Source organism: Agromyces aerolatus, from assembly GCF_031432255.1.
Lineage (GTDB): Bacteria > Actinomycetota > Actinomycetes > Actinomycetales > Microbacteriaceae > Agromyces.
Genome location: NZ_JAVKGQ010000003.1, coordinates 142903 through 169807 on the forward strand (window position 1 = coordinate 142903; position 26905 = coordinate 169807).

Consider the following 26905-nt stretch of genomic DNA (forward strand, 5'->3'; position numbering starts at 1 on the left):
ACTGTACTCACCGCGGTGCGAACCTCACCGCCGTGCGCCGATCACGGCGCCGCGAGCTCGAGCGCTCTGAGACCGGCAAGGCTCACCATCGGGCGGTCGCCGCGCTCCACGACGACCACGAGCACCTCACCGCACGTCGCGCATCGCCCGACCGAACCCATCGCCGTGCGGTAGACCATGAGCTCGGCGACCGCGCCGCGCGCGCGACAGAACGCGCAGGACCCGAGCATCGCGGTGACGTCACCGCCGAACACCGCGGCCAGATCGCCCGCGAGTACGTTGCCGTCCAGATGCTGCATGCCGGGCCTCCCGATCATCATGCGCCTCCGAATCTCTCGGTACGGATTGCGTCCGGCGCGTGGCCGGCGGCGACGAGCCAGCGCGCCACGGTCTCGACGAACGGCGTCGGACCGCAGACGAAGACGCGTGGCGAGCGTTCGGCCGGCCACGTCAGGTCGGCGAGCAGCTCGGGCGTGAGCCGCCCCGGTTCGCGCGGCGATCCGGGCGGCGCCACACGCGTGAACACCACGTCGAGGTCGAGCCCGGCCGGGGGCGGCGTCGCCGCGAAGCCGGCGAGCTCATCGGCGAAGAAGACGTCGTCCGGGGTGCGCACCGAATAGAGCAGACGGAACGGCGTGGCATCCGCCGCACTCGCGTGCGCCATGGCCATCGCGAACAGCGGGACGATCCCCGACCCGCCCGCGATGAGCTGCACGGGTGCGAGCCCGGCGGCGGGCGAGCCCGCCGGAGCACCCGTCGGCGGCTGCCAGACGAAGTAGGCGCCGAGCGGGCCGTGCACCTCGAGCCGGTCGCCCGGGCGCAGGTCGCGCACCAGGAACGGCGACACCTCGCCCTCGGGCACCTCGGCGACCGCGAGCAGCACGCGCATGCCGGGGCCGGACGACGCGATCGAGTACGAGCGGCTCGCCTGGTACCCGTCATCGGCGGTCAGCCGCACATCGAGATGCGCTCCGGCCGCGTTGCCGGGCCAGGTCGGGATGTCGAGCACGATGCGGCGCGCCGTCGAAGTCTCATCGGCGACGGCCGCGACGGTCGCCGCGTGCCAGCCGGCCGGCGTCCGCCCGATCACCATGCGCGGAACCGCACGCGCGAGTCGGACGTCACCAGTAGCGCTCCTCGCGCCACGGATCGCCGTGCAGATGGTAGCCGTTCTGCTCCCAGAAGCCCGGGGCATCCGTCGGCATCATGGTGAGCCCGCGCAGCCACTTGGCGCTCTTCCAGAAGTAGAGGTGCGGCACGAGCAGGCGGGCCGGCCCGCCGTGCTCGGGATCGAGCGGCTCGCCGTCGGCCTCGAACGCGATCCACGCCTGGCCGTCAAGCAGCTCGTCGAGCGCCACATTGGTCGTGTACCCGCCATAGCTGTGCGCCATGACGTAGTCGAACGACGTCTCGATCTGCTCGAAGACCGTGTCGAGTGGCACCCCACGCCAGGCCATGCCGAGCTTCGACCAGTGCGTCACGCAGTGGATGTCGACCGTGATGTCCTCGACGCCGAGCGCCTGCATCTCGTCCCACGACCATTCGTGGTCGCCGGTCTCGGTGCGGACCGTGAAGCGCCACTCGTCGGTCGAGATGTCGGGCGTCGGACCGGCCGACAGCACGGGCCAGTCGCCGACCAGCGTCTGCCCCGGGGGTAACCGGTCATCCCGGTCACGTCCCCGGCCGGAGAACCCTCGCGTGACGAACGACATGGCGCACCCCTTCCGACTGGTGCACACGATACGACCGCACCGGTCGCGCTGTCACGTGTTCGCGTGCGGTCCGCGCGGGTTCTCCACAGTGCGCCGCCCTTCAGAGCGCGGCGTGCCGTGCGCCGCCTATCATCGGTTCGATGACGGTTCATGGGGTGCGCGAAGCGACACGCGACGACGAACTCGCCTGGATGCTCGGTGGCTCGCTGCTGGTCGGTGCCACGGTGCTTCCGCTCGTGCTGCAGCCCGTGGCCTTCGCGGTGGGCGGTTCATCCGTGCTTTGGGCCGCCATGCTCGCGGCGGCCCTGCTCATCCTCGCGTTCGGCGTTCGCGGAGCCGGGAGCATCACCGCACGGAGGCCGCTCGGCACGATCACCCTGACGGCGCTCGCCGTACTGAACGTGACCATGGCCGTCCTCTGGCTCACCCCAATGCTCGCGGCCGACCATCCGACCGCTGAGTACCTCGCGGTCACGGCGACCATCACGCAGGTCGACCTCGCGCTGCGCTTCGCTCTCGCACTGGTGGCCACCACCCAGATCGCCCGTGCCGGAGTCGTTCCGCGTCCTTGGAATCGGGCGCCGCTGTGGTGCCTGGCCGCCGTCACCGTCGCCTGGCTCATCCAGATCGTCGTGCGTCCCAGTGCGACGATGGACCCAGCGGCCCTCAGCTGGACGGTGACGCTCGGCGGCACGATCAGCAGCCTCGCCACGATCTTCCTCGGCGTGCTCGCGATCGCACTCGCCAATCGACACGCCGGAGCGCGCGGCGCGCGAACGGCGGGGGGCCTGGAGGCACACGCCCGCGCACACGACCGCTGAGCCGGGCTTGCGCGAGTGCACTCCGCGGCCGATACGCTCGCCGATGTGTGCACACGCATCTTCTGGAACACGAACGCGGTCGCGAAGACCGTCAGCCGGTGCCTGGACTGGGCCGTCGATGACGAGCCCGACCTCTGGTTCTTCCCGCGCGGGACGGCGCGGACCGGCGACGCCGGCGGCGGACCAGGACTGACGGATGTCTCGGGCACCGACACCGAACGCGTCGAGCACGCCCTGTCGTGGCAGAGCCGGTACTCGAGCGTCGGCGTGACCATGTGGCGGCTGGGCACGATCGACGGGCTCAACGAGCGCGGCCTGGCGGCACACACGCTCTATCTGAACCCGGAGGACGCCGAGTTCGAACCCGTCGACGACCGGCCGGCGGTCGCGCACATCCAGTGGGCGCAGTACGTGCTGGACCACTACGCGACCGTCGCCGAGGTCATCGCCGACCTCGACCGCGTGCGCATCGCGTCGCCGCGCATCCGCGGCGAGCTCATGGGCGCGCACCTCGCGATCGAGGATCCCACGGGCGACGCGGCGATCATCGAGCCCATCGGCGGACGGCTCGTCGTGCACCACGGCCCCCAGTACACGGTCATGAGCAATTCGCCGTCGCTCGATCAGCAGCTCGCGAACCTCGAACGGTACCGGCCGTTCGGCGGCGACCAATCCCCGCCCGGGGACATCTCCTCGCCCGACCGATTCGTGCGCGCCAACTACTTCCTGCGGTATCTGCCGGAGCCGGAGGACACCGCGCAGGCCGTGGCCGGCGTCTTCCAGCTCATCGAGAACGTCTCGGTGCCGTACGGCGCGCCGTACACCGATGGCAGCGTCTACCCCACCTGGTGGCACTCGGGCGCCGACCTCACCCACGGCGTCTACTACTTCGAGTCGACCCGGAGCCCGAGCGTGTTCTGGATCGACCTCGCCGGCCTGGCCGACCTCGCCGACACCGGCGAGGTCCTGCGACTCAACCCGCGCGACGTCTCACTCGTCGGCGACGAGACGACCCGCCTGAGGGAATCGGCCGCCTGATCACACGCCCTCGCTCCTTGCTCGTGGCTTCCCACAGCCAGGGCGGACCACGCCCCCGATGATCTACAATGAAGCACATGACCACCGTGGGAATCCGTGCGCTGAAGCAGAACGCCTCTGCCGTCGTCGCCGACGCGGCCGCCGGGGAGACGGTCACGATCACGGATCGTGGCCGACCGGTCGCACAGATCACGCCGATTCCGGCTTCACCGCTCGAGCGACTGCGCGCGTCCGGCGCAGCACGTCCGCCGCTGAGAGACATCAGAACGCTTCCGTCACCCGCACCGGGCCCGAGCATCTCGGCTGAACTCGCGGCGATGCGAGATGCCGAACGCTACTGATGGCCGCGTACTACGTCGATTCCTCAGCGCTCGTCAAACTCATCGTGCTCGAGAACGAGACGTCAGCCCTGCAGTCATGGATCGGCGAGTCTGATGCCGATCTGATCTCCTGCGATCTCGCACGCACAGAGGTGCTCCGCGCGACACGACGAGTCGGTGGCGACGTCGTCCTAGCGAAAGCCGTACTCGACTCGGTCGAACTCGTTGCGCTCGATCGGTCGATGTTCGACGCGGCCGGCCGCGTCGACCCCGAGATCCTTCGCACGCTGGACGCCGTACATCTCGTCGCAGCCCTCGCGCTGGGTGACGACCTTGCCGGCATGGTGACCTACGACGACCGGATGGCGTACGCCGCGATCACTCACGGGATCGCGACCCTCGCGCCGAGCTGACCGAACTCGTGGGCTGCACGATCGATCAGCCGTGACTCGCGGAGTATCCGTATTGCCTCGCCATACCAAAGGATCATCGCTGAGCGTTGGTATGGCTCGGCCCGGCCGTCGATCGACCAGGCCGTGGCTTCGGAGAGACCGAGGCGCCAGAGGCATCCGGACGTCGCAGTCGAACGCGAGCCGAGAAGCGCGCGCGACCCGAGAAGAGGAACTGTGGAGCCTGGGAGAATCGAACTCCCGACATCCTGCTTGCAAAGCAGGCGCTCTACCAACTGAGCTAAGGCCCCGCTGAGCGAATCGAATCGCCCGGGTGCTGGCGGACCAGCGTGTGGAGTTGTGCGTGGAGTGGGGATACGAGGACTTGAACCTCGGACCTCTTCGTTATCAGCGAAGCGCTCTAACCGCCTGAGCTATATCCCCGAATTTCGGCCGAAGGACAGCCTACCCGACCCGCCGCGATTCACCGAATCGAGGCCGGCCGGGCAGGCGACCGGCTAGTTGTTGGTGAAGCCGACGAGCAGGCCGCCGGTGATCTTCACGCTGAGGTTGTACAGCACGGCGATCACCGCGCCGAGCACGGTGGTCACGACGAGGTTGATCAGCGAGCCGACGACGGCGAAGCCCATCACGTTGCCGAGCGACAGGAACGACATCAGATCGGTGCCGCCGCCCGCGACGTCTTGCACGAGGCCGTTGACCAGGTTGAAGATGTCGGTCGAGTTCAGCACGGTCCAGATCAGGAACATCGCGACGATGTTGACGATCGCGAGGCACACGGCCACGAGGAACGACAGCTTCACCGTCGACCAGAAGTCGATGTAGACCAGGCGCAGGCGGACCTGCTTCGCCGGCGGCTTACGGTTCGACTTGCGGGCCAGCTTGTCGGCGACGCTACTCATGTATGGATCACTCCTCTTCCGCGGCGGTTACCGCATCGGGGTCGGTCCCCTCGGATTCGGCGACCTCCTCGACGAGGTTGCGCTCGGTGTTCTTGGCCACCGCGATGATTCGATCGTCGTTCGCGAACTTCGCGAACACAACCCCCATCGTGTCTCGGCCCTTCGCGGGCACTTCGGCGACGTCAGAGCGTACCACCTTGCCGCTGGCAAGAACCACGAGGACCTCGTCGCCGCTCGACGCGATGAGCGCGCCCGCGAGCTCGCCGCGCTCGTCGCTCAGCTTCGCGACCTTGATGCCCAGGCCGCCGCGCTGCTGCTTGCGGTACTCCTCGATGCGGGTGCGCTTCGCGTACCCGCCGTCGGTCACGGTGAACACGTAGGTATCGGTCGGGCTGAACCGCTGGCCGGATGCCTCGTCGGCACCGTTCTCGCCCGCAGACGCCGTCTCCGCCGGCGCCGCCTCGTCGGCGAGGGCGACGTCGACCGCGTCGGACGAGGCGACGACCGCGGCCTCGAGCAGCGAGTCGTCCCCGCGGAACGACATGCCCTTCACCCCCGACGTGGCCCGGCCCATAGGCCGGAGCGCCTCGTCGGTCGCCTCGAACCTGAGCGACATGCCCTTGCGCGACACGAGCAGGATCTCGTCCTGCTCGTCGGCGAGCATGGCCGAGACGAGCTCGTCGCCCTCGCGCAGGTTGATCGCGATGACGCCGCGCGAGCGGTTGGTGTCGTAGGCCGTGAGCTCGGTCTTCTTCACGAGCCCCTCGCGCGTCGCGAGCACGAGGTACTTCGCGACCTCGTAATCGCGGATGTCGAGGATCTCGGCGATCTGCTCGTCGGGCTGCAGCTCGAGCAGGTTGGCGACGTGCTGGCCCTTGGCGTCGCGGCCGCCCTCCTGCAGCTCGTACGTCTTCGCCCGGTACACCCGGCCCTGATTGGTGAAGAACAGCAGCCAATGATGCGTGGTCGTGACGAAGAAGTGGTCGACCACGTCGTCGGCGCGCAGCTGCGCGCCCTTCACACCGCGGCCGCCGCGGTGCTGCGACCGGTAGTTGTCGCTCCGCGTGCGCTTGACGTACCCGCCGCGCGTGACCGTCACGACCATCTCTTCCTCGGGGATGAGGTCTTCGATGGACATGTCGCCGTCGAAGCCCGGCAGGATGTGCGTGCGGCGCTCGTCGCCGAACCGGTCGGCGATGTCACGCAGCTCGTCGGCGATGATCGTGCGCTGGCGCGCCGGCGTCGCGAGGATGTCCTTGTAGTCGGCGATCTCGAGCTCGAGCTTCGCCGCGTCGTCCATGATCTTCTGGCGCTCGAGCGCGGCGAGGCGTCGCAGCTGCAGCTCGAGGATCGCCTTCGCCTGCAGCTCGTCGACGCCGAGCAGCTCCATGAGGCCCACGCGAGCCTCATCGGCGCTCGGCGAGCGGCGGATGAGCGCGATGACCTCGTCGAGGGCGTCGAGGGCCTTGAGGTAGCCGCGCAGGATGTGCGCGCGCGCCTCGGCCTCCTTGAGCCGGAACTCGGTGCGCCGCACGATGACGTCGATCTGGTGGTCGACCCAGTGCGAGATGAACCCGTCGATCGACAGCGTGCGCGGCACACCATCGACGATCGCGAGCATGTTCGCGCCGAAGTTCTCTTGCAGGCTGGTGTGCTTGTAGAGGTTGTTCAGCACGACCTTCGCGACCGCGTCGCGCTTCAACACGATGACGAGGCGCTGGCCGGTGCGGCCCGACGACTCGTCGCGGATGTCGGCGATGCCCGCGACCTTGCCGTCCTTCACCAGGTCGGCGATCTTGATCGCGAGGTTGTCGGGGTTCACCTGATAGGGCAGCTCGGTGACGACGAGCGAGGTGCGGCCCTCGATCTCCTCGACCGAGACGACCGCGCGCATCGTGATCGACCCGCGCCCCGTGCGGTACGCGTCTTGGATGCCCTTCGTGCCGAGGATCTGCGCGCCGGTCGGGAAGTCGGGGCCCTTGATGCGCTGCAGGAGAGCGACCTGCAGCTCCTCGCGCGTCGCCTCGGGGTGCTCGAGCGCCCACAGCGCGCCGTCGGCGACCTCGCGCAGGTTGTGCGGCGGGATGTTCGTCGCCATGCCGACCGCGATGCCGACCGAGCCGTTGACGAGCAGGTTCGGGAACCGGCTCGGCAGGACCGTCGGCTCCTGCGTGCGACCGTCGTAGTTGTCCTGGAAGTCGACGGTGTCTTCCTCGATGTCGCGCACCATCTCCAGAGCGAGCGGCGACATCTTGGTCTCGGTGTACCGGTGCGCAGCCGCGCCGTCATTCCCGGGCGAGCCGAAGTTGCCCTGCCCGAGCGCGAGCGGGTAGCGCAGCGACCACGGCTGCACGAGCCGCACGAGCGAGTCGTAGACCGCGCTGTCGCCGTGCGGGTGGAACTGTCCCATGACGTCGCCGATGACGCGCGTGCACTTCGAGAACGCCCGGTCGGGCCGGTACCCGCCGTCGTACATCGTGTAGATGACCCGGCGGTGCACGGGCTTCAGACCGTCGCGCACGTCGGGCAGCGCACGCCCGATGATGACGCTCATGGCGTAGTCGAGGTAGGACCGCTGCATCTCGAGCTGCAGATCCACCTGGTCGATCCGGCCGTGGATGCCGTAGTCCTCGGTGCCCGTCTCGTCTGTCATGTCGGGGATTCTCGTTTCCTGGAAAGGCTGGTCGCGATGAGGCCGGCTTCAGCCGGCCTTCGGCTGGTGAGCGGATGCCTCGGCCGAGGCATCCGCTCGCTAGATGTCGAGGAAGCGCACGTCTTTCGCGTTCTTCTGGATGAAGCTCCGGCGGCTCTCGACGTCGTCGCCCATGAGCGTGGTGAAGATCTCGTCGGCGGCCGCCGCGTCGTCCATCGTGACCTGCAGCAGCGTGCGCGTCTCGGGGTTCATGGTCGTGTCCCACAGCTCCTGGTGGTTCATCTCGCCGAGACCCTTGTAGCGCTGGATGCCGTTCTCCTTCGGGATCCGCTTGCCGGCCGCGAGGCCGGCGGCCATCAGCGCGTCGCGCTCCCGGTCGGAGTAGACGTACTCGTGGTCGGAGTTGGTCCACTTGAGCCGGTACAGCGGCGGCTGCGCGAGATACACGTAGCCCATCTCGATGAGCGGACGCATGTACCGGAACAGCAGCGTGAGCAGCAGCGTCGTGATGTGCTGGCCGTCGACGTCGGCGTCGGCCATGAGCACGACCTTGTGGTACCTGGCCTTCTCGGGATTGAAGTCCTCGCCGATGCCCGTGCCGAACGCCGTGATCATGGCCTGGATCTCGGAGTTGCCGAGCGCCCGGTCGAGCCGCGCCTTCTCGACGTTCAGGATCTTCCCGCGGAGCGGCAGGATGGCCTGGGTCTCGGGGTTTCGGCCGGTCTTCGCCGATCCGCCCGCCGAGTCGCCCTCGACGATGAAGATCTCCGAGATCGACGGGTCTTTACTCGTGCAGTCCGACAGCTTGCCCGGCATGCCCGTGGACTCGAGGAACCCCTTGCGCCGCGTGGCCTCACGCGCCTTCCGCGCGGCGACGCGCGCGGTCGCCGCCTGGATCGCCTTGCGGATGATCTCGCGCGCCTGCGTCGGGTTGCGGTCGAACCAGTCGCCGAGCTGATCGCCCGTGACGCGCTGCACGAACGACTTCGCCTCGGTGTTGCCGAGCTTGGTCTTCGTCTGGCCCTCGAACTGCGGCTCGGAGAGCTTGACCGAGATGACCGCCGTCAGCCCCTCGCGCACATCGTCGCCCGAGAGGTTGTCGTCCTTCTCCTTGAGGATGCCCTTCTCGCGCGCGTACCGGTTCACGAGCGTCGTGAGTGCCGCGCGGAAGCCCTCTTCGTGGGTGCCGCCCTCGTGCGTGTTGATCGTGTTGGCGTATGTGTGCACAGACTCGGTGTAGGCCGTCGTCCACTGCATGGCGACCTCGAGCGCGATCTTGCGGTCGCCGTCCTCGGACTCGAACGAGATGATCTCCTCGTTGACGAGATCGGACTTCTTCGCCTTGTTCAGGTACTCGACGTAGTCGACGAGGCCGCGCTCGTAGAGGAACGTGTCGGTGCGCGCGGCCTCGACCGTGGCATCCGTCTCGTTGTCCACATCGGCCGGGTCGGCCGGCTCGCCCGCGCGACGCTCGTCGGTGAGCGTGATGCGCAGCCCCTTGTTGAGGAACGCCATCTGCTGGAACCGGGTGCGCAGCGTCTCGTAGTCGAACTCGACGGTCTCGAAGATGTCGGGGCTCGGCCAGAACGTGATCGTCGTCCCGGTCTCCTCGCTCGCCTCGTCTTGCGACAGGGGCGCGTTGGGCACGCCGATGTTGAACGACTGACGCCACACGTGACCCTCGCGGCGCACCTCGGCCTCGAGCCGCGTCGACAGCGCGTTCACGACCGAGGAGCCGACGCCGTGCAGACCGCCGGACACCGCGTACCCGCCGCCGCCGAACTTCCCGCCCGCGTGCAGCACGGTGAGCACGACCTCGACGGTCGACCTGCCCTCGGTCTTGTGGATGCCCACGGGGATCCCGCGGCCGTTGTCGACGACGCGGACGCCGCCGTCGTGCAGGATCGTCACGTCGATCGCGTCGGCGTGACCCGCGAGCGCCTCGTCGACCGAGTTGTCGACGATCTCGTACACGAGGTGGTGGAGTCCACGTGGTCCGGTCGATCCGATGTACATGCCGGGCCGCTTGCGAACCGCTTCAAGGCCCTCGAGAACCTGGATCGCGTCGGCGCCGTATTCGGGCGCACCTGGGGCCTTCGTCGGTTCCGCTGTCATGGGTGAATCGGACTCCAAACCGTCGTTCTAGCGACGTTCGATCCTATCAAACCAAGCCCGGCCAACCGGGCTGAACGGCCCGTCAGACGAGAGTTCGTCACCCTCGCGACCGTTTTCGTCGTCTCAGCCGTAAGTATCGCGCGGACCGCGCCCTGGAACCGATCTGGGACCCCATTTCCACGTGGGGGCGTCCGGCCCCTGGAACCGGATCGTCTCGACGCCCGCGTTCGGGTACCGCTCGAGGATGCGCGCGACCAGCTGGGATCGCATCATGCGCAACTGCGTCGCCCACGCGGTCGATTCGCACCGGACCTGCAGCACGCCGCCCTCGATCGCGATCGGCTCGGAGTGCTCGGCCGTGTCCTCGCCGGCCACCTCGGCCCACGACGCCAGCAGATCGTGCTGCGAGAGCGGACCGCTCCAGCCGAGCTCGCTGGACAGGACGTCGATCGTGTCGCCGAGCGGTCTCGGATCGCGGCCGGGCGTGAACGGCTCACTGCCGGGACGGGGTTCGCGTCGGCGCGAGCGCACGCGGGGGCGGTCGGCGCCGAAGACCTCGCGGAAATGCTGGTAGACCCGCATGGGCTCGGACTGCTCAGCCACCGTCGGCCGCCCCCCCGCTCGCGCGGGCCTGCGGTGACACCGGCTCAGCCGGTGTCGGCGACGCCGCGGGTTCGGACTGCCCGGCCGGCACTGGCGGCTGGGCCGGCACAGGCGGCTCGGCCGGCTCGGCCGACGCCGCGGGTTCGACGATGCGACCGGCCTCGATGTGCACGATGGTCGCGGTGAGCGGCGCCGGGACGTCCTCGAGCACGGCCGCCGTGACCAGGACCTGCTCGAAGCCCGCGATCGCCGCAGCGAGTCGATCGCGCCGCAACCGATCGAGCTCGGCGAACACATCGTCGAGGACGAGCACGGGGTCGCCCGTCGACGAGTCCCGGCGGAGCAGCTCGGCCGACGCGAGCCGAAGCGCGAGCGCGAACGACCACGACTCGCCGTGGCTCGCGTAGCCCTTCGCCGGGAGTCCGTTGAGCAGCAACAGCACGTCGTCGCGGTGCGGGCCCGAGAGCGTGAGGCCGCGTTCGAGCTCACGACCCCGCAGCGCGCGGAGCGCCGCGGCGAACCGCTCGGCGGTCGGGCTGACGGATGCCTCGGCCGCCGGCGTTGCAGCACCGTCTCCGTCGGCGGCGGGGCCGCCGTCGGGATCGGCGCCGTCGGGATCCGCGCCGTCGATCGACAGCACGGGCCGCATCGACGGCGCGTGGTCGGCGTCGACGATGGACCGGTACGCCGCCGCCAGCGGCTCGGCGAGCTCGGCGACGAGCGCGAGCCGCTGGTCGATGAGCTCCGAGCCGAGTTCCACGAGACGTTCTTCCCAGATGTCGAGGGTGGGCAGCGCGTTCGCGGCAAGACCTCGCGCCCGTGCACTCTTCAGCAGCGTGTTCCGCTGCTTCAGCACACGCTCGTAGTCGCTCATGACGCCCGCGAGCCGGGGCGTACGCTGCACCAGCAGCTCGTCGAGCAGCCGCCGGCGCACCCCGGGCTCGCCGCGCACGATCGCCAGGTCCTCCGGGGCGAACAGCACCGAGTGCGCATACCGCGGAAGCTCGCGCGGCTTGACCGCCGAGCGATTGAGCTGCGCCCGGTTGGCTCCCTGGCGGTTCAGCTGCAGCTCGATCAGCAGCTGACGGTCGCCGTGCGCGAGCCGCGCACGGACGATCGCGGCATCGGCGCCTGCACGGATGAGCGCCTGATCGCCCGACACCCGGTGCGACCCGAGCGTCGCGAGATAGCCGATCGCCTCGACGAGGTTCGTCTTGCCCTGCCCGTTGCGGCCGACGAGCACCGTCGCACCCGGCCCGAGCTCGAGGTCGGCCGTCGCGTAGTTGCGATAGTCGGTCAGGGAGAGGCGGGCGACGTGCACGCGAACTCCTCTCTCGACCGGCCTGTCAACGCTACCCGGCCGCGCCGACATCGGCCCACCCGCCGGTCGACGCCCCGCTGGTCGAGCGTCCGCGCGACGGAGGAGCGCGCCACCCGCTGGTCGAGTAGCGAGCGAGGAACGAGCACGCGTATCGAGACCCGCGACCCCGTCCCGAGAGCGGTCCACCAGGTCTCGATACGCTCGCTGGCGCTCGCTACTCGACCGACGGTGAAGGCGTGCGGTCAGCGCAGGAGCAGGTTGGGCTGCAGCAGGTATCGGTAGGTGTCGCCGCCGGCCTGTTCACGCGAGGTCTGGCTCGTGATGAGCACCGGGCCCGGCTTGTTGGGGTTCTCGGTCTTCGTGAACGAGATGCGCACGAACTCGCTCGGGACCGCCGCGAGCCCGTCGAGCAGGAACTGCGGCTTGAGCGACACGACGGTCTCGTCGCCCGAGAGGATGGCGTCGATCGACTCGGAGGCCTGCGCCTGCTCGCTGCCGATCGCCTCGAGCGTGAGTCCCTCGGCGGTGAAGCTGTACCGGAGCGCCGCCTCACGCTCGAGCACGAGCGCCACGCGTCGCGTCGCCTCGATGAGCTCGGCCGTGTTCATGACCGCGTAGTTGTCGACGTTGTCGGGGAAGAGCCGGCGAACGGGTGGGAAGTTGCCCTTGATCAGCAGCGACGTGACCGTCTTCTTGTCGGCGCTGAACGCGATGAGCTCGCGATCGTCGCGGCTCGTGATCGCGACCTGGATCGTGCCGGAGTGCCCGAAGGTCTTGCCGACCTCTTGCAGCGTCCGGGCGGGCACGAGCGCGGCGAGTGTCTCGTCGGACGCGACGGCGCCGCCGTCCCACGCGATCTCGCGCACCGCGACGCGATACCGGTCGGTCGCGACCAGATTCAGGCTGTTCTCGCGGACCTCGAGCTGCACGCCCGTGATGACGGGCGTGACATCGTCACGGGACGCGGCGACCGCGACCTGTGCGACCGCACCCGCGAACTCGTCAGCCGGCACGACGCCCGACTGCTCGCCGATCTCGGGGATAGAGGGATATTCCTCGACCGGCATCGACAGCAGCGTGAAGTTCGCCGAGCCGCACGACACCGAGATGCGCGACTCCTCGGTCGCGATCCGCACGGGCGCGTTCGGAAGGCGGCCCGCGATCTCAGCGAGCAGCCGGCCGGAGACGAGCACGGTCCCCGGTTCTTCGACGTCGGCCTGGATCTCGGTCTGGCTGGAGACCTCGTAGTCGAACGAGGACAGGACGAGGCCGTCCTCGTTCGCCTGGATGAGCACGCCGGAGAGGATCGGGAGGGTCGTGCGCTGCGGCAGGAGTTTGACGGCGAAGGAGACGGCCTCACTGAAGACGTCGCGGTTGACCTGGAATCTCACGGTGCTCCCGTCGTGGAGGTGCTGATCGAACCCATGCTAGCGGCAGCGCTCCGGTTCGGTTCGGGTGTGATTCCGGCGCGGATCCGCTCAGGTTGCCGAGCGCCACATGAAATCACTTAAGTCTCTTAACGGCGTTAACCGTTGTGGAAACTGTGGATGGTGTTCGGAGATCGGCGGATCGACGCCGATCGCGGGCCCGTGGATCTGTGCACGGCGTGTGGAATCACGCATGCGCGCTCCGCTCCGAGGCATCCGTCATCGCGAGGTTGTGCACAGGCGCCAGCCGCTCGTCAACAGGCTCCAGGCGGTTGCTCGTTAACAATCCACAGCTTTTCCACACTTGTGGGGAACGGGCTGCCACGCGCCCGCAGGGGGCGTTTCGAGGCATCCGGACGCGCCGATCAGCGGAAGCGGGCGTTCTGCTTGATGCGCGCCGTGAGCTCGGTGACCTGGTTGTAGATCGAGCGGCGCTCCTTCATGAGCTCCGAGATCTTCTTGTTGGCGTACATGACCGTCGTGTGGTCGCGATTGCCGAACAGCTGCCCGATCTTCGGCAACGACAGGCTCGTGAGCTCACGGCAGAGGTACATGGCGATCTGCCGCGCCGTCGCCACCGCCTGCGAACGGCTCGACCCGTACAGGTCGTCGACCGTGAGCTTGAAGTAGTCCGCCGTCGCCGTGATGATGTCGACGGGAGCGATGACGTTGTCGCTGTCGTCGGTGATGAGGTCCTTCAGCACCGTCTGCACGAGCGGCATGTCGACCGGGGTGCGGTTCAGGCTCGCGAACGCCGTCACCCGGATCAGCGTGCCCTCGAGCTCGCGGATGTTGCTCGACACCTTCGACGCCATGTACTCGAGGATGTCGTCGGGCACCTGCAGACGCTCGGACTGCGCCTTCTTGCGGAGGATCGCGATGCGGGTCTCGAGGTCGGGCGCCTGCACGTCGGTGATCAGGCCCCACTCGAACCGGCTGCGCATGCGGTCCTCGAAGCCCGTCAGATGCTTCGGCGGCACATCGCTCGTGATCACGACCTGCTTGTTGTGATCGTGCAGGTTGTTGAACGTGTGGAAGAACGCTTCCTGCGTCTCCGCCTTGCCCTGCAAGAACTGGATGTCGTCGATGAGCAGGATGTCGACGTTGCGGTAGCGCTGCTGGAAGAGCGAGCCCCGGTTGTTCGCGATCGAGTTGATGAAGTCGTTCGTGAACTCTTCGGAGCTCACGTAGCGCACCCGGATGCCCGGGTACATGCTCATGGCGTAGTGACCGATGGCGTGCAGGAGGTGAGTCTTGCCCAGTCCGGAATCCCCGTAGATGAACAGCGGGTTATACGCCTTCGCAGGTGCCTCGGCGACCGCGACCGCCGCGGCATGCGCGAAACGGTTGGACTGGCCGATCACGAAGCTGTCGAACGAGTACTTCGGGTTCAGCCTGGCGTCGCGCGGACGGTCGGCGCCGGCCTGCTCGAACACCGCATGCGGGGTCTGGGGGAAGTCGGCCGCTTCCGGATAGTCGTCGCCGAACGCGCCCCCGGACGCATGCCCCGATCCCCCGCCGCCGGGGGTCTCGGGCAGGCGGGGCTCTTCGAGCTCGGGGTTCACGACGACGTAGAACGAGGTGACCGGGCTCGGGGACTCGATCACGCCCATCGCCTGGAGCAGCGGAACCCGCATGCGCTGGTTGAGCATGCTCGCGGTGAAATCGTTCGGCACCTCGAGGTAGAACGTGCCGGCGGCGATGCCCTTCGGCTCCACGAGGTTCAGGAACCCCTGCAGCATGGGGGTGATCGACTCGTCGCCCCCCAGCCGGTCCAGGACCGTCGCCCATGTCTCAGAGATGGGCTGTTCCGTCATCGTTCCCCGCAATCGTTCCGAACATTCCGCTGCATCGCCCGTCGATCCCGGCCATGGCCGTGGGCGTCACGAGGCAATTGTTCACAGTGTTATCCACGGCCTGTGGGCAGTCTGTTGGCAGATCCGCGGAAACCGCAGATTTGCGGGTGCCAGGCTGGGGATAACTGGTCTCAAACCGTAGCGAACCGAGGGCGGTCGCGACAAATGCCGATCGAGGGATCCAGCCGATTCGGGCGTGTCGTTCCACAGCCGATGCGCAGCCTCCTGCGATACTGTCGGACTCGATCCGCGTCCGAGCAGCGGCAGCGGGTTTGACCGCGCGCACGCGAGGCCGTAGGTTAAGTCAGTTGACCGCAGCCCAGCAGGGCACTGAAGTTTTCCCGCCGGCCGCACCTGTGACGCAGGTCGGAGTGGGATCTCGAACCGCCGGAGAAGAAGAATGAGCAAGCGTACCTTCCAGCCCAACAACCGCCGCCGGGCCAAGAAGCACGGCTTCCGCCTGCGTATGCGCACGCGCGCGGGTCGCGCGATCCTCTCGGCACGTCGCCGCAAGGGCCGCACCGAACTCTCCGCGTAAGTCTTCGGTGCTCGCCAAAGCCAACCGCATCACGAGCGCCGACGACTATCGCCGAGTCGTGCGCCGTGGTGCGAAGGTCGCCGGTGCCCACACCGTGAGCTACGTGCGCTCACGGGAGTCGGGCACCGACGCGCGCTTCGGCTTCATCGTCTCCAAGAAGGTCGGCACCGCCGTGCGGCGGAATCTGGTGCGTCGCCGGCTCAAGGCGGCCGGGCATGAGGTCATCGCCGACGGAGCGCGAGGATTCGACCTCGTCGTCCGCGCCCTGCCGTCTGCGGCCTCGGCCGAGTTCTCGTCGCTTCGAGACGAGGTCCGTCGTGCCGCGGTGCGCGGTGCTGCGCTTCCCCCGAGCCGTCCGGTCACCCCTCCCGAGGCGGCGGTCTCGAGGCGGAACGTTCGCGAAGAGGCATCCGGTGCGTGAATTCGTGAGCTTTCTGCTCCTGCTGCCGCGGAACGCGGCGGTGCTGGTGCTCCGGGCCTATCGGAAGCTGATCTCGCCGCTCTACGGCGACGTGTGCCGGTACTACCCCTCATGCTCCGCGTACGGGCTCGGTTCGGTGCAGCAACGAGGACTCGTCGTCGGGTCGGCCCTCACGCTGTGGCGCATCCTGCGATGCAATCCCTGGAGTCCAGGCGGGATCGACGACGTTCGCGCTGCGACTCATGAGCGTTACCGGATCACTCCGTTCGGTTGGGTGGTGCCCGCGGCATGGGCGCCGGCCGAGGCCGCACCCCTCCCCCAGTTCTCCGCCCACGTCCACCCCCGAAAGGCCTGAGCCCGCCAATGGACATCATCAGCATCATCCTCTGGCCCATCAAGTGGGTCATCGAGGTCATCCTCGTCGCGTTCCACTCGCTGTGGGACCTGATCGGACTCGACCCCGACGCCGGTGCGACCTGGGTGCTCTCGATCGTCGGCCTCGTCATCGTGGTGCGAGCCGCGCTCATCCCGATCTTCGTCCGGCAGATCAAGAGCCAGCGGCGCATGCTCGAGGTCGCACCGCAGCTGAAGAAGATCCAAGACAAGTACAAGGGCAAGAAGGACCAGTTCTCGCGCGAGGCGATGTCGCGCGAGACCATGGCGCTCTACAAGAAGACGGGCACCAACCCGCTCTCCTCCTGCCTCCCGCTGCTGCTGCAGATGCCGATCTTCTTCGGCCTGTTCTCGGTGCTCAACGATGCGCAGCACGACAAGGCCGGCGTCGGCCTGTTCACCCAGGACCTCGCGAACTCGTTCGCGAACGCCGAGTTCCTGGGTGCGCCGCTGAAGGGCACGTTCATCGGCGCCATCAACGGCGAGTACCCCTGGCAGGTCATGGTCGTCGCGGTCGTGATGATCGTGCTGATGACCGCTTCGCAGTTCATCACGCAGCTGCAGATCGTCTCCAAGAACATGTCGCCCGAGACCAAGGCGAGCCCCATGTTCCGGCAGCAGCGCATCCTGCTGTACCTGCTCCCCCTCGTGTTCGCGTTCTCGGGTGTCGCGTTCCCGATCGGCGTCATGTTCTACTGGCTCGTCTCCAACTTCTGGACGATGGGGCAGCAGTTCGTCGTCATCCGGAACATGCCGACGCCGGGCAGTGAGGCGGCGAAGGCGCGCGAGGCGCGACTCGCGAAGAAGGGCAAGCTCGTCGTCGAGCAGCCCGAGCAGCCGGCCGAAGAGATCAAGAAGCAGCCCACGCAGCGCCAGCAGCCCATCAGCAAGCAGCGCGCGAAGAAGCAGGGGAAGTAGCCATGACCGATGTGCAGCACGATGGTGAGCGCTCGCTCGCGCAGCTCGAAGAAGAGGGCGACATCGCCGCCGACTACATCGAGGAGCTGCTCGACATCTGCGATCTCGACGGCGACATCGACATCGATGCCCGCAACGGCCGCGCCTATGTCTCGGTGAACGCGAGCGACGGCGCGAACCTGACCGTGCTCTCGAAGCCCGAGACCGTGACCGCGCTCCAGGAGCTCGCGCGACTGGCCGTGCAGACGAAGACCGGGGCGTTCTCACGCCTCATCCTCGACATCGGTGGCTCACGCGACGCGCGGCGGAGTGAGCTGGGCGCGCTCGTCGCGCGCGCGGCCGAGCGTATCGATGCCGGTTCGGCGGAGGCCTCGCTTCCCCCGATGTCGTCCTACGAGCGCAAGCTCGTGCACGACCTGGTGGCGGAACGCGGCCTGCATTCGGAGTCTCGCGGTGAGGGCGCCGAGCGCTATACCGTGATCACCCGCGTCGGCTGAACGCGCGTTCGTTTCACGTGAAACCATGACCGATCGACTCGAACTCGAGCCGGAGCCCGAGGCTGCCGCGGCGCTCTTCGGCGAGCATCTCGCGAAGGGCCGTGCGTTCACCGAGGCGCTCGCGCGACACGGTGAAGAGCTCGGGCTCATCGGCCCATTGGAGCTGCCGCGCCTGTGGACGCGGCATGTGCTGAACTCGGCGCTCGTCGCGCCGCTGTTGCGGCCCGGTCGCGTGGGTGATGTCGGGTCGGGTGCCGGTCTGCCCGGCTTGGTCCTCGCGATTATTCGGCCGGATGTCTCGTTCTCGCTGATCGAGCCGATGGAACGCCGGGTGGCGTGGCTCGAGCGGCAGGTCGCCGAGCTCGAGCTCCCGAACGTCGAGGTGGTGCGAGCGCGTGCCGAAGACGCGAAGCTGCGCGGTCAACTCGACCAGGTCACGGCGCGTGCGGTGAGCGCGCTCCGCACGCTCATCCCGATCACCGCTCCCCTGCTCAAGCCAGGTGGTCAACTCGTCCTGATGAAGGGTGCGGGCGTCGACGGAGAGATCGGTTCGGCCGAGAAGGCCATGCGCAAGTTCCGGGTGCGAGATGGCGAGGTGCTCGTGCTGGGTGAAGGCCAGGTGAGCGAGGTCACGCGCGTCTTCCGCGCGACCGTCGGCTGAGTCCGACGGCGCAAGTGGGGTACGTCTCGCCCGGCGAGCGCGTGAAGACTCGCGAATTCGTCCGTTTCGCTTCGCTCAGCGTCATTCTGAGCGCTGAACGAGCGGGACCGATTCCACGAATTCGACACTCTCGGCGCACGCGCCGCCTGCATGCGAGGGCAGTTGTGCCTGCATCCGACATCGGCGGTACGCTCTCCGCGTGCGCATCGCGGTGTCGGGGACTCATGGGAGCGGCAAGAGCACCCTCATCGCCGACTTCGTCGAGAGGCACCCCGCACTTCGTGAGTGTGGCCGAACCGCACGAGTTCCTCGAGCGGGGAGCAGATGCCGAGCCGTCGAGTTTCGTGCGGCAATTCAGCGTGTCCACGGAGCTTGTCGCCGACGCGACGCTCGGCGGTGACGTCATCTTCGAACGGTCTCCACTGGACTTCGTCGCATATCTCACGAGTCTCGGGTCCCTTGGGCGCCCTTCACCGGCACCCTCGACGTTGGAAATGATGGTGGTCCGCGCCGGAGCGGCGCTTCGCGAGATCGATCTCTTGGTCGTCGTCGTGCTCGATCGCTACGTGCATCTGGCGCTCGACGAGGACGAGGACGCGGAGTTGCGAACCGAGATGAACGACCATCTCCTCGATCTCCTGAGCGATGTCCCGGGTGACGTGACGGTGCTGGAGATCGCGGGGCCGCGCGAACGGCGGACTCAGCAACTGAACGATGCGTATGAACGGATGAGTCCACCTTTCCGCCATGGTCGTTTCACGTGAAACGCGCGGGATCCGGCTGTTTCTGCGCGGTGCCGGGTATCGGACCGGTCCCGACGCGTTCTGCGCAACCCGCCTGGCCTGTACGTGCGGGGAAATGCCACCTTTCGCCCCAGCGTTTCACGTGAAACATGACGGGTATTGGCGCGGGCGCCTCCGCATTGTGGCGGGTGCGCGCGGTGCACCGCGAGGCGAAAGTCGATGTCGGGTCGGGCAGTTAGGCTGGTACTCCAAGTGGTGTCGGGTCGGTCATCCCGGCACCGATCGAGCAGACGAGTGCGGTTGGAGTCGGCATGGCGCAAGGCGGGGGTCGCGGATGGTTCCGCAGACGAACGCACTCCGACCCCGTCGAGCGCTCCGCCGAAGTCGACACGCCGGACACGGCCCCGTCCTCGGCCGATGGGGGGATCGAAGGAATCCCCGAACGTGATGCGTTCGCTGAGCTCGTGGTCGGTGGCGCGGGCCAGGGTTCGTCGGCGGCGGGTGACTCAGACGCTCGGGGCGAGCCGGGCGCCGTAGTGGCACCCGAAGCGCACTCCGCCCCTACTCCTCCGGCGGTGACAGCGCGGACCACGATCGATTGGGACGCCGCGACCGCGGCAGCGCTTGCGGACGACGGCGAAGAGGTCGCACCGACACCCGCGTCCAGCGCATCAGCCGATGGCTCGAGTGCGGGAAGCCGCATGATGCTGGACGAGATCATTCGCGAGATTGTCGGCGATGCTGCCGTGGAGACGGCGTCCTCGCTGCATCCGATCGCGACCGAGGCGGCCGGCCAGGTGCGAGCGCAACCCCAAGCACCCATTCTGAGCGAGCGCGGGGCGAGTCCGACGGATACGTCGATTGAGAGCACCCTCGCTGAGCAGGTTGCATCTGAGCCCGGCCTCGATCCCCAGTCCGCCCCCGCAGCTGAGGTCGCCCGCGAGTCCGAGCGCGAGCCCGCGTCCGTCCGCGAGCCCGCGTCCGTCCGCGAGCCCGCGTCCGTCCGCGAACCCGAATCCGAGCGCGAACCCGGCCCCTCCCCCGAACTCAAGACCCACGCCGCCCCGACGCCGGCGAGCGCAACGCGACCGGTCGCGCCCCCGCCGCTCGCGCCACCGACCTCTCCCGTTACCGTCTCGACGATCTCGTCCCACGCCACCCCTCAGACCTCGCCCACCCCCGACGATGTTTCACGTGAAACGCCGCCGCTCCACGGAGGAACTCCCCTGGCCGATGAACTCATGAACGAGACCCGACGCCGCATCGCGCTCGAGGAGGCCGTTCTCCCACTCCCCCAGACGACTCGAGTTTTCACGATCTCGAACCAGAAGGGCGGTGTCGGGAAGACCACGACGACCGTCAATCTCGCCGCGGCGCTCGCCCGCGCCGGCGCCAAGGTGCTCGTGATCGACATGGATCCCCAGGGCAACGCTTCGACGGCGCTGGGTGTCGATCACCGCTCGGAGCAGCAGAGCGTGTACGAGGTGCTGGTGCAGGACCTCCCGCTCGGGCCCATGATCCGGCCCTCGGCCGAGCACGAGCGGCTGGACTGCGTGCCCGCCACGATCCATCTCGCGGGTGCGGAGATCGAACTCGTCTCGCTCGTCGCCCGTGAACAGCGGCTCCGCCGCGCGCTCGACAGCCACCTCGCCTCGATGGACGAGCCGTACCATTACGTCTTGATCGACTGCCCGCCCTCGCTGGGCTTGCTGACCATCAATGCGTTCGTCGCCGCGCGCGAGGTGCTCATTCCGATCCAGTGCGAGTACTACGCCCTCGAAGGGCTCTCCCAGTTGCTCAGCAACATCGAGCTCATCGAGAAGCACCTCAACCCGAGCCTGCGGCTCTCGACGATCCTGCTGACGATGTACGACTCGCGGACGAATCTCGCCCAGCAGGTCGCCCAAGAGGTCCGCGAGCACTTCCCGGCGCAAACGCTCGGAACCATCATCCCCCGCTCAGTCCGCGTCTCGGAGGCGCCGAGCTACGGACAGAGCGTCATTTCGTACGACTACGGCTCGAGTGGATCGCTGTCGTATCGTGAAGCGGCCGCCGAGATCGCTCGTCGCGGCGCACCCGGCGAGGAGAAGAAGTAAATGGCAACCAAACGCACTGGCCTCGGGCGAGGGATCGGCGCGCTCATCCCGACCGGTGAGGATCGCGCCACCCGGCCGGTCGATGTGTTCTTCCCCGAGGTCGACCGGAGCGCGGCGGCCTCCGTCGCCGTTGCCGAGCAGCCCGCCGTCGAGGCGGACGAGCTCGTCACGGTACCCGGGGCACGGTTGGCGAGCCTCGACCCGAACGATATCGAGCCGAATGCGCAACAGCCGCGCAGCGTCTTCGATCCGGAGGACCTCGCCGAGCTCGTGCACAGCGTCCGGGAATTCGGTGTCCTGCAGCCGATCGTCGTTCGGCCCCACCCCGAGACACCCGGGAAGTACGAGCTCGTCATGGGCGAGCGCCGGCTTCGCGCGAGCAAGGCGGCTGGTCTCGACGCCATCCCGGCGGTGGTCAAGGACACCGCGAACGAGGCGATGCTCCGTGATGCCCTCCTCGAGAACCTCCACCGATCAGAGCTGAACCCTCTCGAAGAGGCCTCCGCCTACCAGCAGCTGCTCGGCGACTTCGGTATCACGCAGGAGGAGCTGGCGACCCGCATCGGCCGCTCGCGCCCGCAGATCTCCAACACGCTGCGTCTGTTGAAGCTGCCCGAGGCCGTCCAGCTTCGCGTGGCCGCGGGCGTGCTGACCGCGGGCCACGCCCGAGCCATCCTGATGATGCCAGACGCCGAGGCGATGCAGCGACTCGCTGACAAGATCGTCAACGAGGACCTCTCGGTGCGTCAGGCCGAGGCCATCGCGAGCGCCGAGCCCAAGCCGGGCAAGACCAAGCCCGCGGCCGGCAAGCGCCAGGAGTTCCTCGACGACCTCGCGGTCCGGCTCGGTGACCGGCTGAACACGCGCGTGAAGATCGCGCTCGGCGCTCGCAAGGGCTCGATCAGCATCGACTTCGCGACCGTACAGGACCTCCGCCGCATCCTCACCGACCTCGGCGAGGAGCTCGAGGGCGCCTGAACGGAACCGTGTCCCGGCTCGTGCCAGGCACACGTTCGCCCCGATGGAGCTCTGAGCTGGGGCATGCGTCCGGGTCTGAGCCGAAGAAAATACCCTCTGATCTGGGATAAGTCAGAACCAACGATCCAACGATCCAACTATCCACCGCGCCACAGGCCCACCAAACCACCGCCCTCCCCCGCGGATAGTGCACCACGATCCGAGTGGCCACACCGGGACTCGAGGCGCGCGTCGGTTAGGCGCATCTCGAGCACGCGCCGTCAGCCACGCGCCGTCAGCCACGCGCCGTGAGCCACGCGCACCAGCGAGGCTCAGTCGGCGTCCCCGGGCCCCCGGTCGGCAGCGACCAGCCGTGGCCCGTCAGCCGCGCGCTGCGGCCTGCCGGACGAGCGCGTCGTAGATCGCCGACGCGTCCTGCTCGGCTGCCTCGATCGCGAGCGGAACGAGCGACGTCTCGGTCAGCCCGGGGACGACGTTCGCCTCGAGGAACCACGGCGTACCCGACTGGTCGACGATGAAGTCCACGCGGGACAGATCGCGAAGCCCGAGCGTGCGATGGGCGGTGACGGCGGCCTCGGCGACCGCGGTGACCGCGGCGGTGTCGAGCCGGGCGGGCGCGAAGAAGGTCGTCTCACCCGCGTTGTAACGCGCCTGGAAGCTGTACACACCGTTCGTCGGCACGATCTCGACCGGCGGAAGCGCGGTCGGCCCGTCTCCAGAGTCGATGACCGTCACCGCGATCTCCGTGCCGAACACCCGTCGTTCGACGATGGCGACCTCGGCGTAGGTGAACGCCTCCACCATCGCGCGCGGCAGCTCCTCGGGCACGTCGACGATCGTGACGCCCTGCGCCGATCCTCCGGAACCAGGCTTGACCACGAGATCGCCCTGCAGCGCGGCGCGCACGACGCGCAGCACGCTCGAAGCACCGAGCTCCCGGAACGACTCGTGCGACAGCACGATCGAGTCCGGGACCGCGATGCCGGCGTCGCGCACGAGCGAGCTGGCGACCGGCTTCGACCAGGCACGACGCGCCGATGCCCCGGGCGAACCCACGGTCGGGACATCGAGCGCCGCGAGCAGGTCGAGCAGCGACCCGTCCTCGCCGCTCGAGCCATGCAGCGCGGGAAACAGCACGTCCGGTCGGTGCTCGGCGAGGAACGGAAGCAGACTCGCGTCGGGGTCGCGCAGGACGACACGGTGACCCGCGCGGACCAGTGCGTCGACGACGCGGCGCCCCGATCGCAGCGAGACATCGCGCTCGTGCGAGATGCCTCCCGCGAGCACGACGACGTCGAGTGCTCGGGCGGTGGTTTCACGTGAAACGTCGCCGCTTGCGGAGGCATCCGTCATCGAACCGGCCACCTCGGGCTCCGTAGCGTCCGTCTGCTCAGTGTTGCTCATGATCTGGGGCTCTCCGCTCATTCCGACTTCGCCGGGTGGGACGACCCGGTCACTTCAGATCCGATGGGGGCGCGGGCTCGATGCCCGGGGTGCTCGGCAATTGCAATGGGCCGGTGCCCGCGAACGTGTCGAGCAGGTCGAGCTCGCCGTTCACCACGGTCGCGAGCCGGCGCACGCCGAGCCGGATCGCGTCGGGTGTCGGGTAACAGAACGACAGACGCATCGCGTGACGACCCCGGCCGTCGGCGAAGAACGCGGTGCCGGGCGTGTAGGCCACGAGCTCGCGCACCGCCCTCGGCAGCATCTGCTTCGAGTCGAGCACATCGGGGAGGGTGACCCAGACGTAGAACCCGCCGTTCGGGTTCGTCCACGACAGCTGCGGCAGATACTCGTTCAGCGCGCCGATCATCGCGCCCTTGCGCTCGCGATAGACGCCGCGGAAGGTGTCGATCTGGCCGCGCCAGTCGGCGGTCGAGAGGTATTCGGAGACGACGAGCTGGCTGAACGACGACGGTGAGAGGATCGCCGACTCAGCGGCCAGGATCAGCTTCTCGCGGATGGCGTGCGGCGCGAGCGCCCAGCCCACCCGGAAGCCGGGCGCGAGGGTCTTCGAGAACGAGCCGAGGTAGATGACGCCCTCGGGGTCGAGCGCGCGCAGCGCGTTCGGTGCGGGCTCGTCGAAGTGCAGCAGCCCGTACGGGTTGTCCTCGAGCACGAGGATCTCGTTCTGGCGGCAGATCTCGAGGATCTCGGGCCGTCGTGCGGCCGAGAGCGTGACGCCGGCGGGATTGTGGAAGTTCGGGATGGTGTACAGGAACTTGATCCGGCGGCCCTGGCCCCGCAGGTGCGCGATCGTCTGCCGAAGCGCCTCCGGGATGAGCCCCTCGTCGTCCATCGCGACGTGCACGACCGACGCCTGATAGGAGCGGAACACGCCCATCGCGCCCACGTAGGAGGGCGCCTCGGCCAGTACGACATCGCCCGGGTCGAGGAAGAGTTTGGCGACGAAGTCGAGCGCCTGCTGCGAACCCGTCGACGTCACGACATCATCGACCGAGGCATCCCGGATGCCTTCGAGGCGCATCACGTCGAGGATGTGCTCGCGGAGCGCGGGCACGCCCGCTCCCCCGCCGTACTGCAGCGCGGTCGGCCCCTGTTCGCGCATGACGCGTTCCATGGACGACATCACGAGCTCCTGCGGGAGCGCGGAGACGTACGGCATGCCGCCGGCGAGCGAGACCACCTCGGGCCGCGACGCGACGGCGAACAGAGCTCGAACCTCGGATGCGGCGAAGCCGGCGGCTCGCTCGGCATAGTTCGCGTACCAGGGGTCGAGGTTGTTGCCGGTCCGCTGCGGGACGCCGTCGGTGGTCACATCACATCCATTCTGTCTCGGCTTCTCATGCTAGTCACCGCGTGGGGGCGGCCTCGGCGCATGACGGATGCCTCGTGCCGGGGCCATCCGTCGGTGCGCCTGTGCGCCAGACGCGAACGACCCGCCTGGCTGAGCCGGGCGGGTCGTTCGGTCTACGCTGCTGCCGGCTACGCGATGTAGGCGGCGAGGTCGGCCTCGAGGGCCGGCTTGGGCTTCGCGCCGACGACGGTCTTCACGACCTCGCCGGCCTGGAACACCTTGAACGCGGGGATCGCGGTGATCTGGTACTTCATCGCGAGGTTCGGGTTCTCGTCGACGTTGAGCTTCACGATGTCGAGCTTCTCGGCGTGCTCGGTCGCGATCTGGTCGAGGATCGGGCTCACCGCGCGGCACGGGCCGCACCACTCCGCCCAGAAGTCGACGACGACCGGCTTCTCGTTCTTGAGCACCTCCTGCTCGAAGGTGGCCTCGGTCACGGCACGTGCAGTCATTGCGTTCTCCTTTGGTGGACGAGTGGAAACGGTCGGTTGTCCGTGAGCGCGGGCGGCGCGTCAGCGCAGCGAGGCGAGCCGCTCGACGGCCTCGGCCTCGATCTCGGCCTCTTCGGGCGAGCTCGTGTCCGCGAGCGCGGCGAGGTAGTGCTCGGCGTCGAGCGCGGCGACCGTACCCGAGCCGGCCGCGGTGACGGCCTGACGGTAGTGCGGGTCGATGACGTCGCCCGCGGCGAACACGCCGGGCTCGGAGGTGCGCGACGAGCGCCCCTCGACCCAGATCGTGCCCTCGTGCGTGAGCTCGAGCTTGCCGTGCACGAGGTGGGTGCGCGGGTCGTTGCCGATCGCGACGAACAGGCCGTCGAGATCGAGCGCACGCACCTCATCGGAGACGGTGTCGCGCAGCGTCACGCCGGTGACCGCCTCGGTGCCGTGGATCTGCGTCACCTCGGCGTTCCAGATGAACTCGATCTTCTCGTTGTCGAACGCACGCTGCTGCATGATCTTCGAGGCCTTGAGCTGGTCGCGGCGGTGGATCACGTACACTTTGTCGGCGAACTTCGTGAGGAAGGTCGCCTCCTCCATGGCCGAGTCGCCGCCGCCCACGACCGCGATGGTCTTCTGCTTGAAGAAGAAGCCGTCGCACGTCGCGCACCACGAGAGCCCGTGGCCGGAGAGCACCTCTTCTTCGGGCAGACCCAGCTTGCGGTAGGCCGAACCGGTCGCGTAGACGATCGCGCTGGCCTCTTCGACGCCGCCGTTGCCGAGCTTGACCCGCTTGACCGGGCCGGCGAGCTCGAGCTCGACCACGTCGTCGTAGACGACCTCGGTGCCGAATCGCTCGGCCTGCTGCTGCATCTTGGCCATGAGGTCGGGGCCCATGATGCCCTCGGGGAAGCCCGGGAAGTTCTCGACCTCGGTGGTGTTCATCAGCTCACCGCCGATCTCGACCGAGCTGGCGATGAGCAGCGGCTTGAGCTCGGCACGCGCTGCATAGATCGCGGCGGTGAAGCCCGCAGGGCCGGACCCGATGATGATGATGTCGCGCAACCTGAACGCTCCCTTTGGCTTTCGTGCGTGCGGCACCCGGATTCCGGATGACACGCCATGGTCAACACAGTCTAGGTCTCGCCTATTCCGCCCCGCCTGAGCGTGACGCGAGGGTTGACGGATGCCTCGTGCCACCGCCCTGTGGAGGAACGCTGAGGCACC

27 protein-coding genes and 2 tRNA genes are annotated in these 26905 nt (G+C 68.2%); 13 read left to right on the forward strand and 16 right to left on the reverse strand.

Translation table 11 applies throughout. The annotated features are described in order from the left end of the window. Positions 1 to 41: 41 nt before the first annotated feature. Genes RH864_RS05540 through RH864_RS05550 form a run of 3 tightly spaced genes read right to left on the reverse strand, consistent with a single transcriptional unit; the run spans position 42 to position 1712 of the window. Positions 42 to 317 (reverse strand): DUF6510 family protein, encoded by a 276-nt coding sequence (locus tag RH864_RS05540; protein WP_310516528.1) that lies wholly within the window; start codon positions 315 to 317, stop codon positions 42 to 44. Continuing rightward, positions 317 to 1093, reverse strand: coding sequence for an FAD-binding oxidoreductase (locus RH864_RS05545; RefSeq protein WP_310516529.1), 777 nt, complete (start codon positions 1091 to 1093; stop codon positions 317 to 319). Before RH864_RS05545 ends, RH864_RS05540 begins: the two co-directional genes overlap by 1 nt. A gap of 28 nt (positions 1094 to 1121) precedes the next feature. Further along, entirely contained in the window at positions 1122 to 1712 is a 591-nt protein-coding gene (locus RH864_RS05550; RefSeq protein WP_310516530.1) for a molybdopterin-dependent oxidoreductase, read from the reverse strand. A 140-nt stretch (positions 1713 to 1852) separates the two neighbouring features. Here RH864_RS05550 and RH864_RS05555 point away from each other — a divergent pair, with 140 nt between their 5' ends. From RH864_RS05555 to RH864_RS05570, 4 genes are all read left to right on the forward strand, one after another. After that, positions 1853 to 2533 (forward strand): hypothetical protein, encoded by a 681-nt coding sequence (locus RH864_RS05555; protein WP_310516531.1) that lies wholly within the window; start codon positions 1853 to 1855, stop codon positions 2531 to 2533. Between the two features lie 45 nt (positions 2534 to 2578). Further along, positions 2579 to 3571, forward strand: coding sequence for a linear amide C-N hydrolase (locus RH864_RS05560; RefSeq protein ID WP_310516532.1), 993 nt, complete (start codon positions 2579 to 2581; stop codon positions 3569 to 3571). A 77-nt stretch (positions 3572 to 3648) separates the two neighbouring features. Further along, positions 3649 to 3912 (forward strand): type II toxin-antitoxin system Phd/YefM family antitoxin, encoded by a 264-nt coding sequence (locus RH864_RS05565; protein WP_310516533.1) that lies wholly within the window; start codon positions 3649 to 3651, stop codon positions 3910 to 3912. After that, the gene (locus RH864_RS05570) at positions 3912 to 4304 is read left to right on the forward strand and encodes a type II toxin-antitoxin system VapC family toxin (RefSeq protein ID WP_310516534.1); all 393 of its coding nucleotides are present in this window, start codon (positions 3912 to 3914) and stop codon (positions 4302 to 4304) included. The genes RH864_RS05565 and RH864_RS05570 overlap by 1 nt, the downstream gene beginning before the upstream one ends. 214 nt (positions 4305 to 4518) lie before the next feature. Here the strand turns inward: RH864_RS05570 and RH864_RS05575 are convergent. From RH864_RS05575 to dnaA, 9 genes are all read right to left on the reverse strand, one after another. After that, positions 4519 to 4591: transfer RNA gene (locus RH864_RS05575), tRNA-Ala, on the reverse strand. 59 nt (positions 4592 to 4650) lie between these two features. Then, positions 4651 to 4724 (reverse strand) — tRNA-Ile (locus tag RH864_RS05580). 74 nt (positions 4725 to 4798) lie between these two features. Beyond that, positions 4799 to 5203: a DUF3566 domain-containing protein gene (locus RH864_RS05585; RefSeq protein WP_310516535.1), complete on the reverse strand. Its 405-nt coding sequence runs from the start codon at positions 5201 to 5203 to the stop codon at positions 4799 to 4801. Between the two features lie 7 nt (positions 5204 to 5210). Next, complete coding sequence (gyrA, locus tag RH864_RS05590; RefSeq protein WP_310516536.1) at positions 5211 to 7856, reverse strand: DNA gyrase subunit A; 2646 nt, start codon at positions 7854 to 7856, stop codon at positions 5211 to 5213. Between the two features lie 99 nt (positions 7857 to 7955). Continuing rightward, positions 7956 to 9971 (reverse strand): DNA topoisomerase (ATP-hydrolyzing) subunit B, encoded by a 2016-nt coding sequence (gene gyrB / locus RH864_RS05595; protein ID WP_310516537.1) that lies wholly within the window; start codon positions 9969 to 9971, stop codon positions 7956 to 7958. A 123-nt stretch (positions 9972 to 10094) separates the two neighbouring features. Beyond that, on the reverse strand, positions 10095 to 10553 hold the full coding sequence (locus RH864_RS05600) for a DUF721 domain-containing protein (protein ID WP_396129948.1): 459 nt from the start codon (positions 10551 to 10553) through the stop codon (positions 10095 to 10097). A gap of 13 nt (positions 10554 to 10566) precedes the next feature. Next, positions 10567 to 11895, reverse strand: coding sequence for a DNA replication/repair protein RecF (gene recF, locus RH864_RS05605; RefSeq protein ID WP_310516539.1), 1329 nt, complete (start codon positions 11893 to 11895; stop codon positions 10567 to 10569). 242 nt (positions 11896 to 12137) lie between these two features. After that, positions 12138 to 13286, reverse strand: a complete 1149-nt coding sequence (gene dnaN / locus RH864_RS05610; RefSeq protein WP_310516540.1) for a DNA polymerase III subunit beta — start codon at positions 13284 to 13286, stop codon at positions 12138 to 12140. A 401-nt stretch (positions 13287 to 13687) separates the two neighbouring features. After that, on the reverse strand, positions 13688 to 15139 hold the full coding sequence (gene dnaA, locus RH864_RS05615; protein ID WP_310516541.1) for a chromosomal replication initiator protein DnaA: 1452 nt from the start codon (positions 15137 to 15139) through the stop codon (positions 13688 to 13690). Positions 15140 to 15578: 439 nt separating this feature from the next. On the opposite strand from dnaA, the gene rpmH reads away from it, so the two are divergent. From rpmH to RH864_RS05660, 9 genes are all read left to right on the forward strand, one after another. After that, positions 15579 to 15716 (forward strand): 50S ribosomal protein L34, encoded by a 138-nt coding sequence (gene rpmH, locus RH864_RS05620; RefSeq protein WP_153683454.1) that lies wholly within the window; start codon positions 15579 to 15581, stop codon positions 15714 to 15716. Between the two features lie 7 nt (positions 15717 to 15723). Then, positions 15724 to 16137 carry a ribonuclease P protein component gene (gene rnpA / locus RH864_RS05625; RefSeq protein ID WP_310516542.1) on the forward strand — a complete coding sequence of 138 codons (414 nt, stop codon included), beginning with the start codon at positions 15724 to 15726 and terminating at the stop codon, positions 16135 to 16137. Beyond that, entirely contained in the window at positions 16130 to 16492 is a 363-nt protein-coding gene (yidD, locus tag RH864_RS05630; protein ID WP_310516543.1) for a membrane protein insertion efficiency factor YidD, read from the forward strand. Before rnpA ends, yidD begins: the two co-directional genes overlap by 8 nt. 8 nt (positions 16493 to 16500) lie before the next feature. After that, positions 16501 to 17448, forward strand: a complete 948-nt coding sequence (yidC, locus tag RH864_RS05635) for a membrane protein insertase YidC (RefSeq protein WP_310516544.1) — start codon at positions 16501 to 16503, stop codon at positions 17446 to 17448. Between the two features lie 2 nt (positions 17449 to 17450). Further along, the gene (locus RH864_RS05640; RefSeq protein WP_310516545.1) at positions 17451 to 17945 is read left to right on the forward strand and encodes a Jag family protein; all 495 of its coding nucleotides are present in this window, start codon (positions 17451 to 17453) and stop codon (positions 17943 to 17945) included. A 25-nt stretch (positions 17946 to 17970) separates the two neighbouring features. Further along, positions 17971 to 18606, forward strand: a complete 636-nt coding sequence (rsmG, locus tag RH864_RS05645) for a 16S rRNA (guanine(527)-N(7))-methyltransferase RsmG (RefSeq protein WP_310516546.1) — start codon at positions 17971 to 17973, stop codon at positions 18604 to 18606. Positions 18607 to 18887: 281 nt separating this feature from the next. Next, on the forward strand, positions 18888 to 19370 hold the full coding sequence (locus tag RH864_RS05650; RefSeq protein WP_310516547.1) for a hypothetical protein: 483 nt from the start codon (positions 18888 to 18890) through the stop codon (positions 19368 to 19370). Between the two features lie 1220 nt (positions 19371 to 20590). Next, positions 20591 to 21445, forward strand: coding sequence for a ParA family protein (locus tag RH864_RS05655; RefSeq protein WP_310516709.1), 855 nt, complete (start codon positions 20591 to 20593; stop codon positions 21443 to 21445). Then, positions 21446 to 22423, forward strand: coding sequence for a ParB/RepB/Spo0J family partition protein (locus RH864_RS05660; protein WP_310516548.1), 978 nt, complete (start codon positions 21446 to 21448; stop codon positions 22421 to 22423). 360 nt (positions 22424 to 22783) lie between these two features. Here the strand turns inward: RH864_RS05660 and RH864_RS05665 are convergent, their stop codons facing one another. The 4 genes from RH864_RS05665 to trxB all read right to left on the reverse strand — a co-directional run bounded on the left by RH864_RS05665 (position 22784) and on the right by trxB (position 26743). Next, on the reverse strand, positions 22784 to 23776 hold the full coding sequence (locus RH864_RS05665; RefSeq protein ID WP_396129949.1) for a D-alanine--D-alanine ligase family protein: 993 nt from the start codon (positions 23774 to 23776) through the stop codon (positions 22784 to 22786). Positions 23777 to 23876: 100 nt separating this feature from the next. Next, complete coding sequence (locus RH864_RS05670) at positions 23877 to 25202, reverse strand: aminotransferase-like domain-containing protein (RefSeq protein WP_310516550.1); 1326 nt, start codon at positions 25200 to 25202, stop codon at positions 23877 to 23879. A gap of 167 nt (positions 25203 to 25369) precedes the next feature. Continuing rightward, positions 25370 to 25693 carry a thioredoxin gene (gene trxA / locus RH864_RS05675; RefSeq protein ID WP_310516551.1) on the reverse strand — a complete coding sequence of 108 codons (324 nt, stop codon included), beginning with the start codon at positions 25691 to 25693 and terminating at the stop codon, positions 25370 to 25372. A 60-nt stretch (positions 25694 to 25753) separates the two neighbouring features. Then, positions 25754 to 26743 carry a thioredoxin-disulfide reductase gene (gene trxB, locus RH864_RS05680; RefSeq protein ID WP_310516552.1) on the reverse strand — a complete coding sequence of 330 codons (990 nt, stop codon included), beginning with the start codon at positions 26741 to 26743 and terminating at the stop codon, positions 25754 to 25756. Positions 26744 to 26905 lie beyond the last annotated feature (162 nt).

Excerpts from the sequence above, each read along its gene's own strand:
- RH864_RS05540 (WP_310516528.1), bottom strand. The coding sequence starts at position 317 with ATGATCGGGAGGCCCGGCATGCAGCATCTGGACGGCAACGTACTCGCG.
- RH864_RS05545 (WP_310516529.1), bottom strand. The coding sequence starts at position 1,093 with ATGGTGATCGGGCGGACGCCGGCCGGCTGGCACGCGGCGACCGTCGCG.
- RH864_RS05550 (WP_310516530.1), bottom strand. The coding sequence starts at position 1,712 with ATGTCGTTCGTCACGCGAGGGTTCTCCGGCCGGGGACGTGACCGGGAT.
- RH864_RS05555 (WP_310516531.1), top strand. The coding sequence starts at position 1,853 with ATGACGGTTCATGGGGTGCGCGAAGCGACACGCGACGACGAACTCGCC.
- RH864_RS05565 (WP_310516533.1), top strand. The coding sequence starts at position 3,649 with ATGACCACCGTGGGAATCCGTGCGCTGAAGCAGAACGCCTCTGCCGTC.
- RH864_RS05570 (WP_310516534.1), top strand. The coding sequence starts at position 3,912 with ATGGCCGCGTACTACGTCGATTCCTCAGCGCTCGTCAAACTCATCGTG.
- RH864_RS05585 (WP_310516535.1), bottom strand. The coding sequence starts at position 5,203 with ATGAGTAGCGTCGCCGACAAGCTGGCCCGCAAGTCGAACCGTAAGCCG.
- gyrA (WP_310516536.1), bottom strand. The coding sequence starts at position 7,856 with ATGACAGACGAGACGGGCACCGAGGACTACGGCATCCACGGCCGGATC.
- gyrB (WP_310516537.1), bottom strand. The coding sequence starts at position 9,971 with ATGACAGCGGAACCGACGAAGGCCCCAGGTGCGCCCGAATACGGCGCC.
- RH864_RS05600 (WP_396129948.1), bottom strand. The coding sequence starts at position 10,553 with ATGCGGGTCTACCAGCATTTCCGCGAGGTCTTCGGCGCCGACCGCCCC.
- dnaA (WP_310516541.1), bottom strand. The coding sequence starts at position 15,139 with ATGACGGAACAGCCCATCTCTGAGACATGGGCGACGGTCCTGGACCGG.
- rpmH (WP_153683454.1), top strand. The coding sequence starts at position 15,579 with ATGAGCAAGCGTACCTTCCAGCCCAACAACCGCCGCCGGGCCAAGAAG.
- yidC (WP_310516544.1), top strand. The coding sequence starts at position 16,501 with ATGGACATCATCAGCATCATCCTCTGGCCCATCAAGTGGGTCATCGAG.
- RH864_RS05640 (WP_310516545.1), top strand. The coding sequence starts at position 17,451 with ATGACCGATGTGCAGCACGATGGTGAGCGCTCGCTCGCGCAGCTCGAA.
- rsmG (WP_310516546.1), top strand. The coding sequence starts at position 17,971 with ATGACCGATCGACTCGAACTCGAGCCGGAGCCCGAGGCTGCCGCGGCG.
- RH864_RS05655 (WP_310516709.1), top strand. The coding sequence starts at position 20,591 with ATGAACGAGACCCGACGCCGCATCGCGCTCGAGGAGGCCGTTCTCCCA.
- RH864_RS05660 (WP_310516548.1), top strand. The coding sequence starts at position 21,446 with ATGGCAACCAAACGCACTGGCCTCGGGCGAGGGATCGGCGCGCTCATC.
- RH864_RS05665 (WP_396129949.1), bottom strand. The coding sequence starts at position 23,776 with ATGACGGATGCCTCCGCAAGCGGCGACGTTTCACGTGAAACCACCGCC.
- trxA (WP_310516551.1), bottom strand. The coding sequence starts at position 25,693 with ATGACTGCACGTGCCGTGACCGAGGCCACCTTCGAGCAGGAGGTGCTC.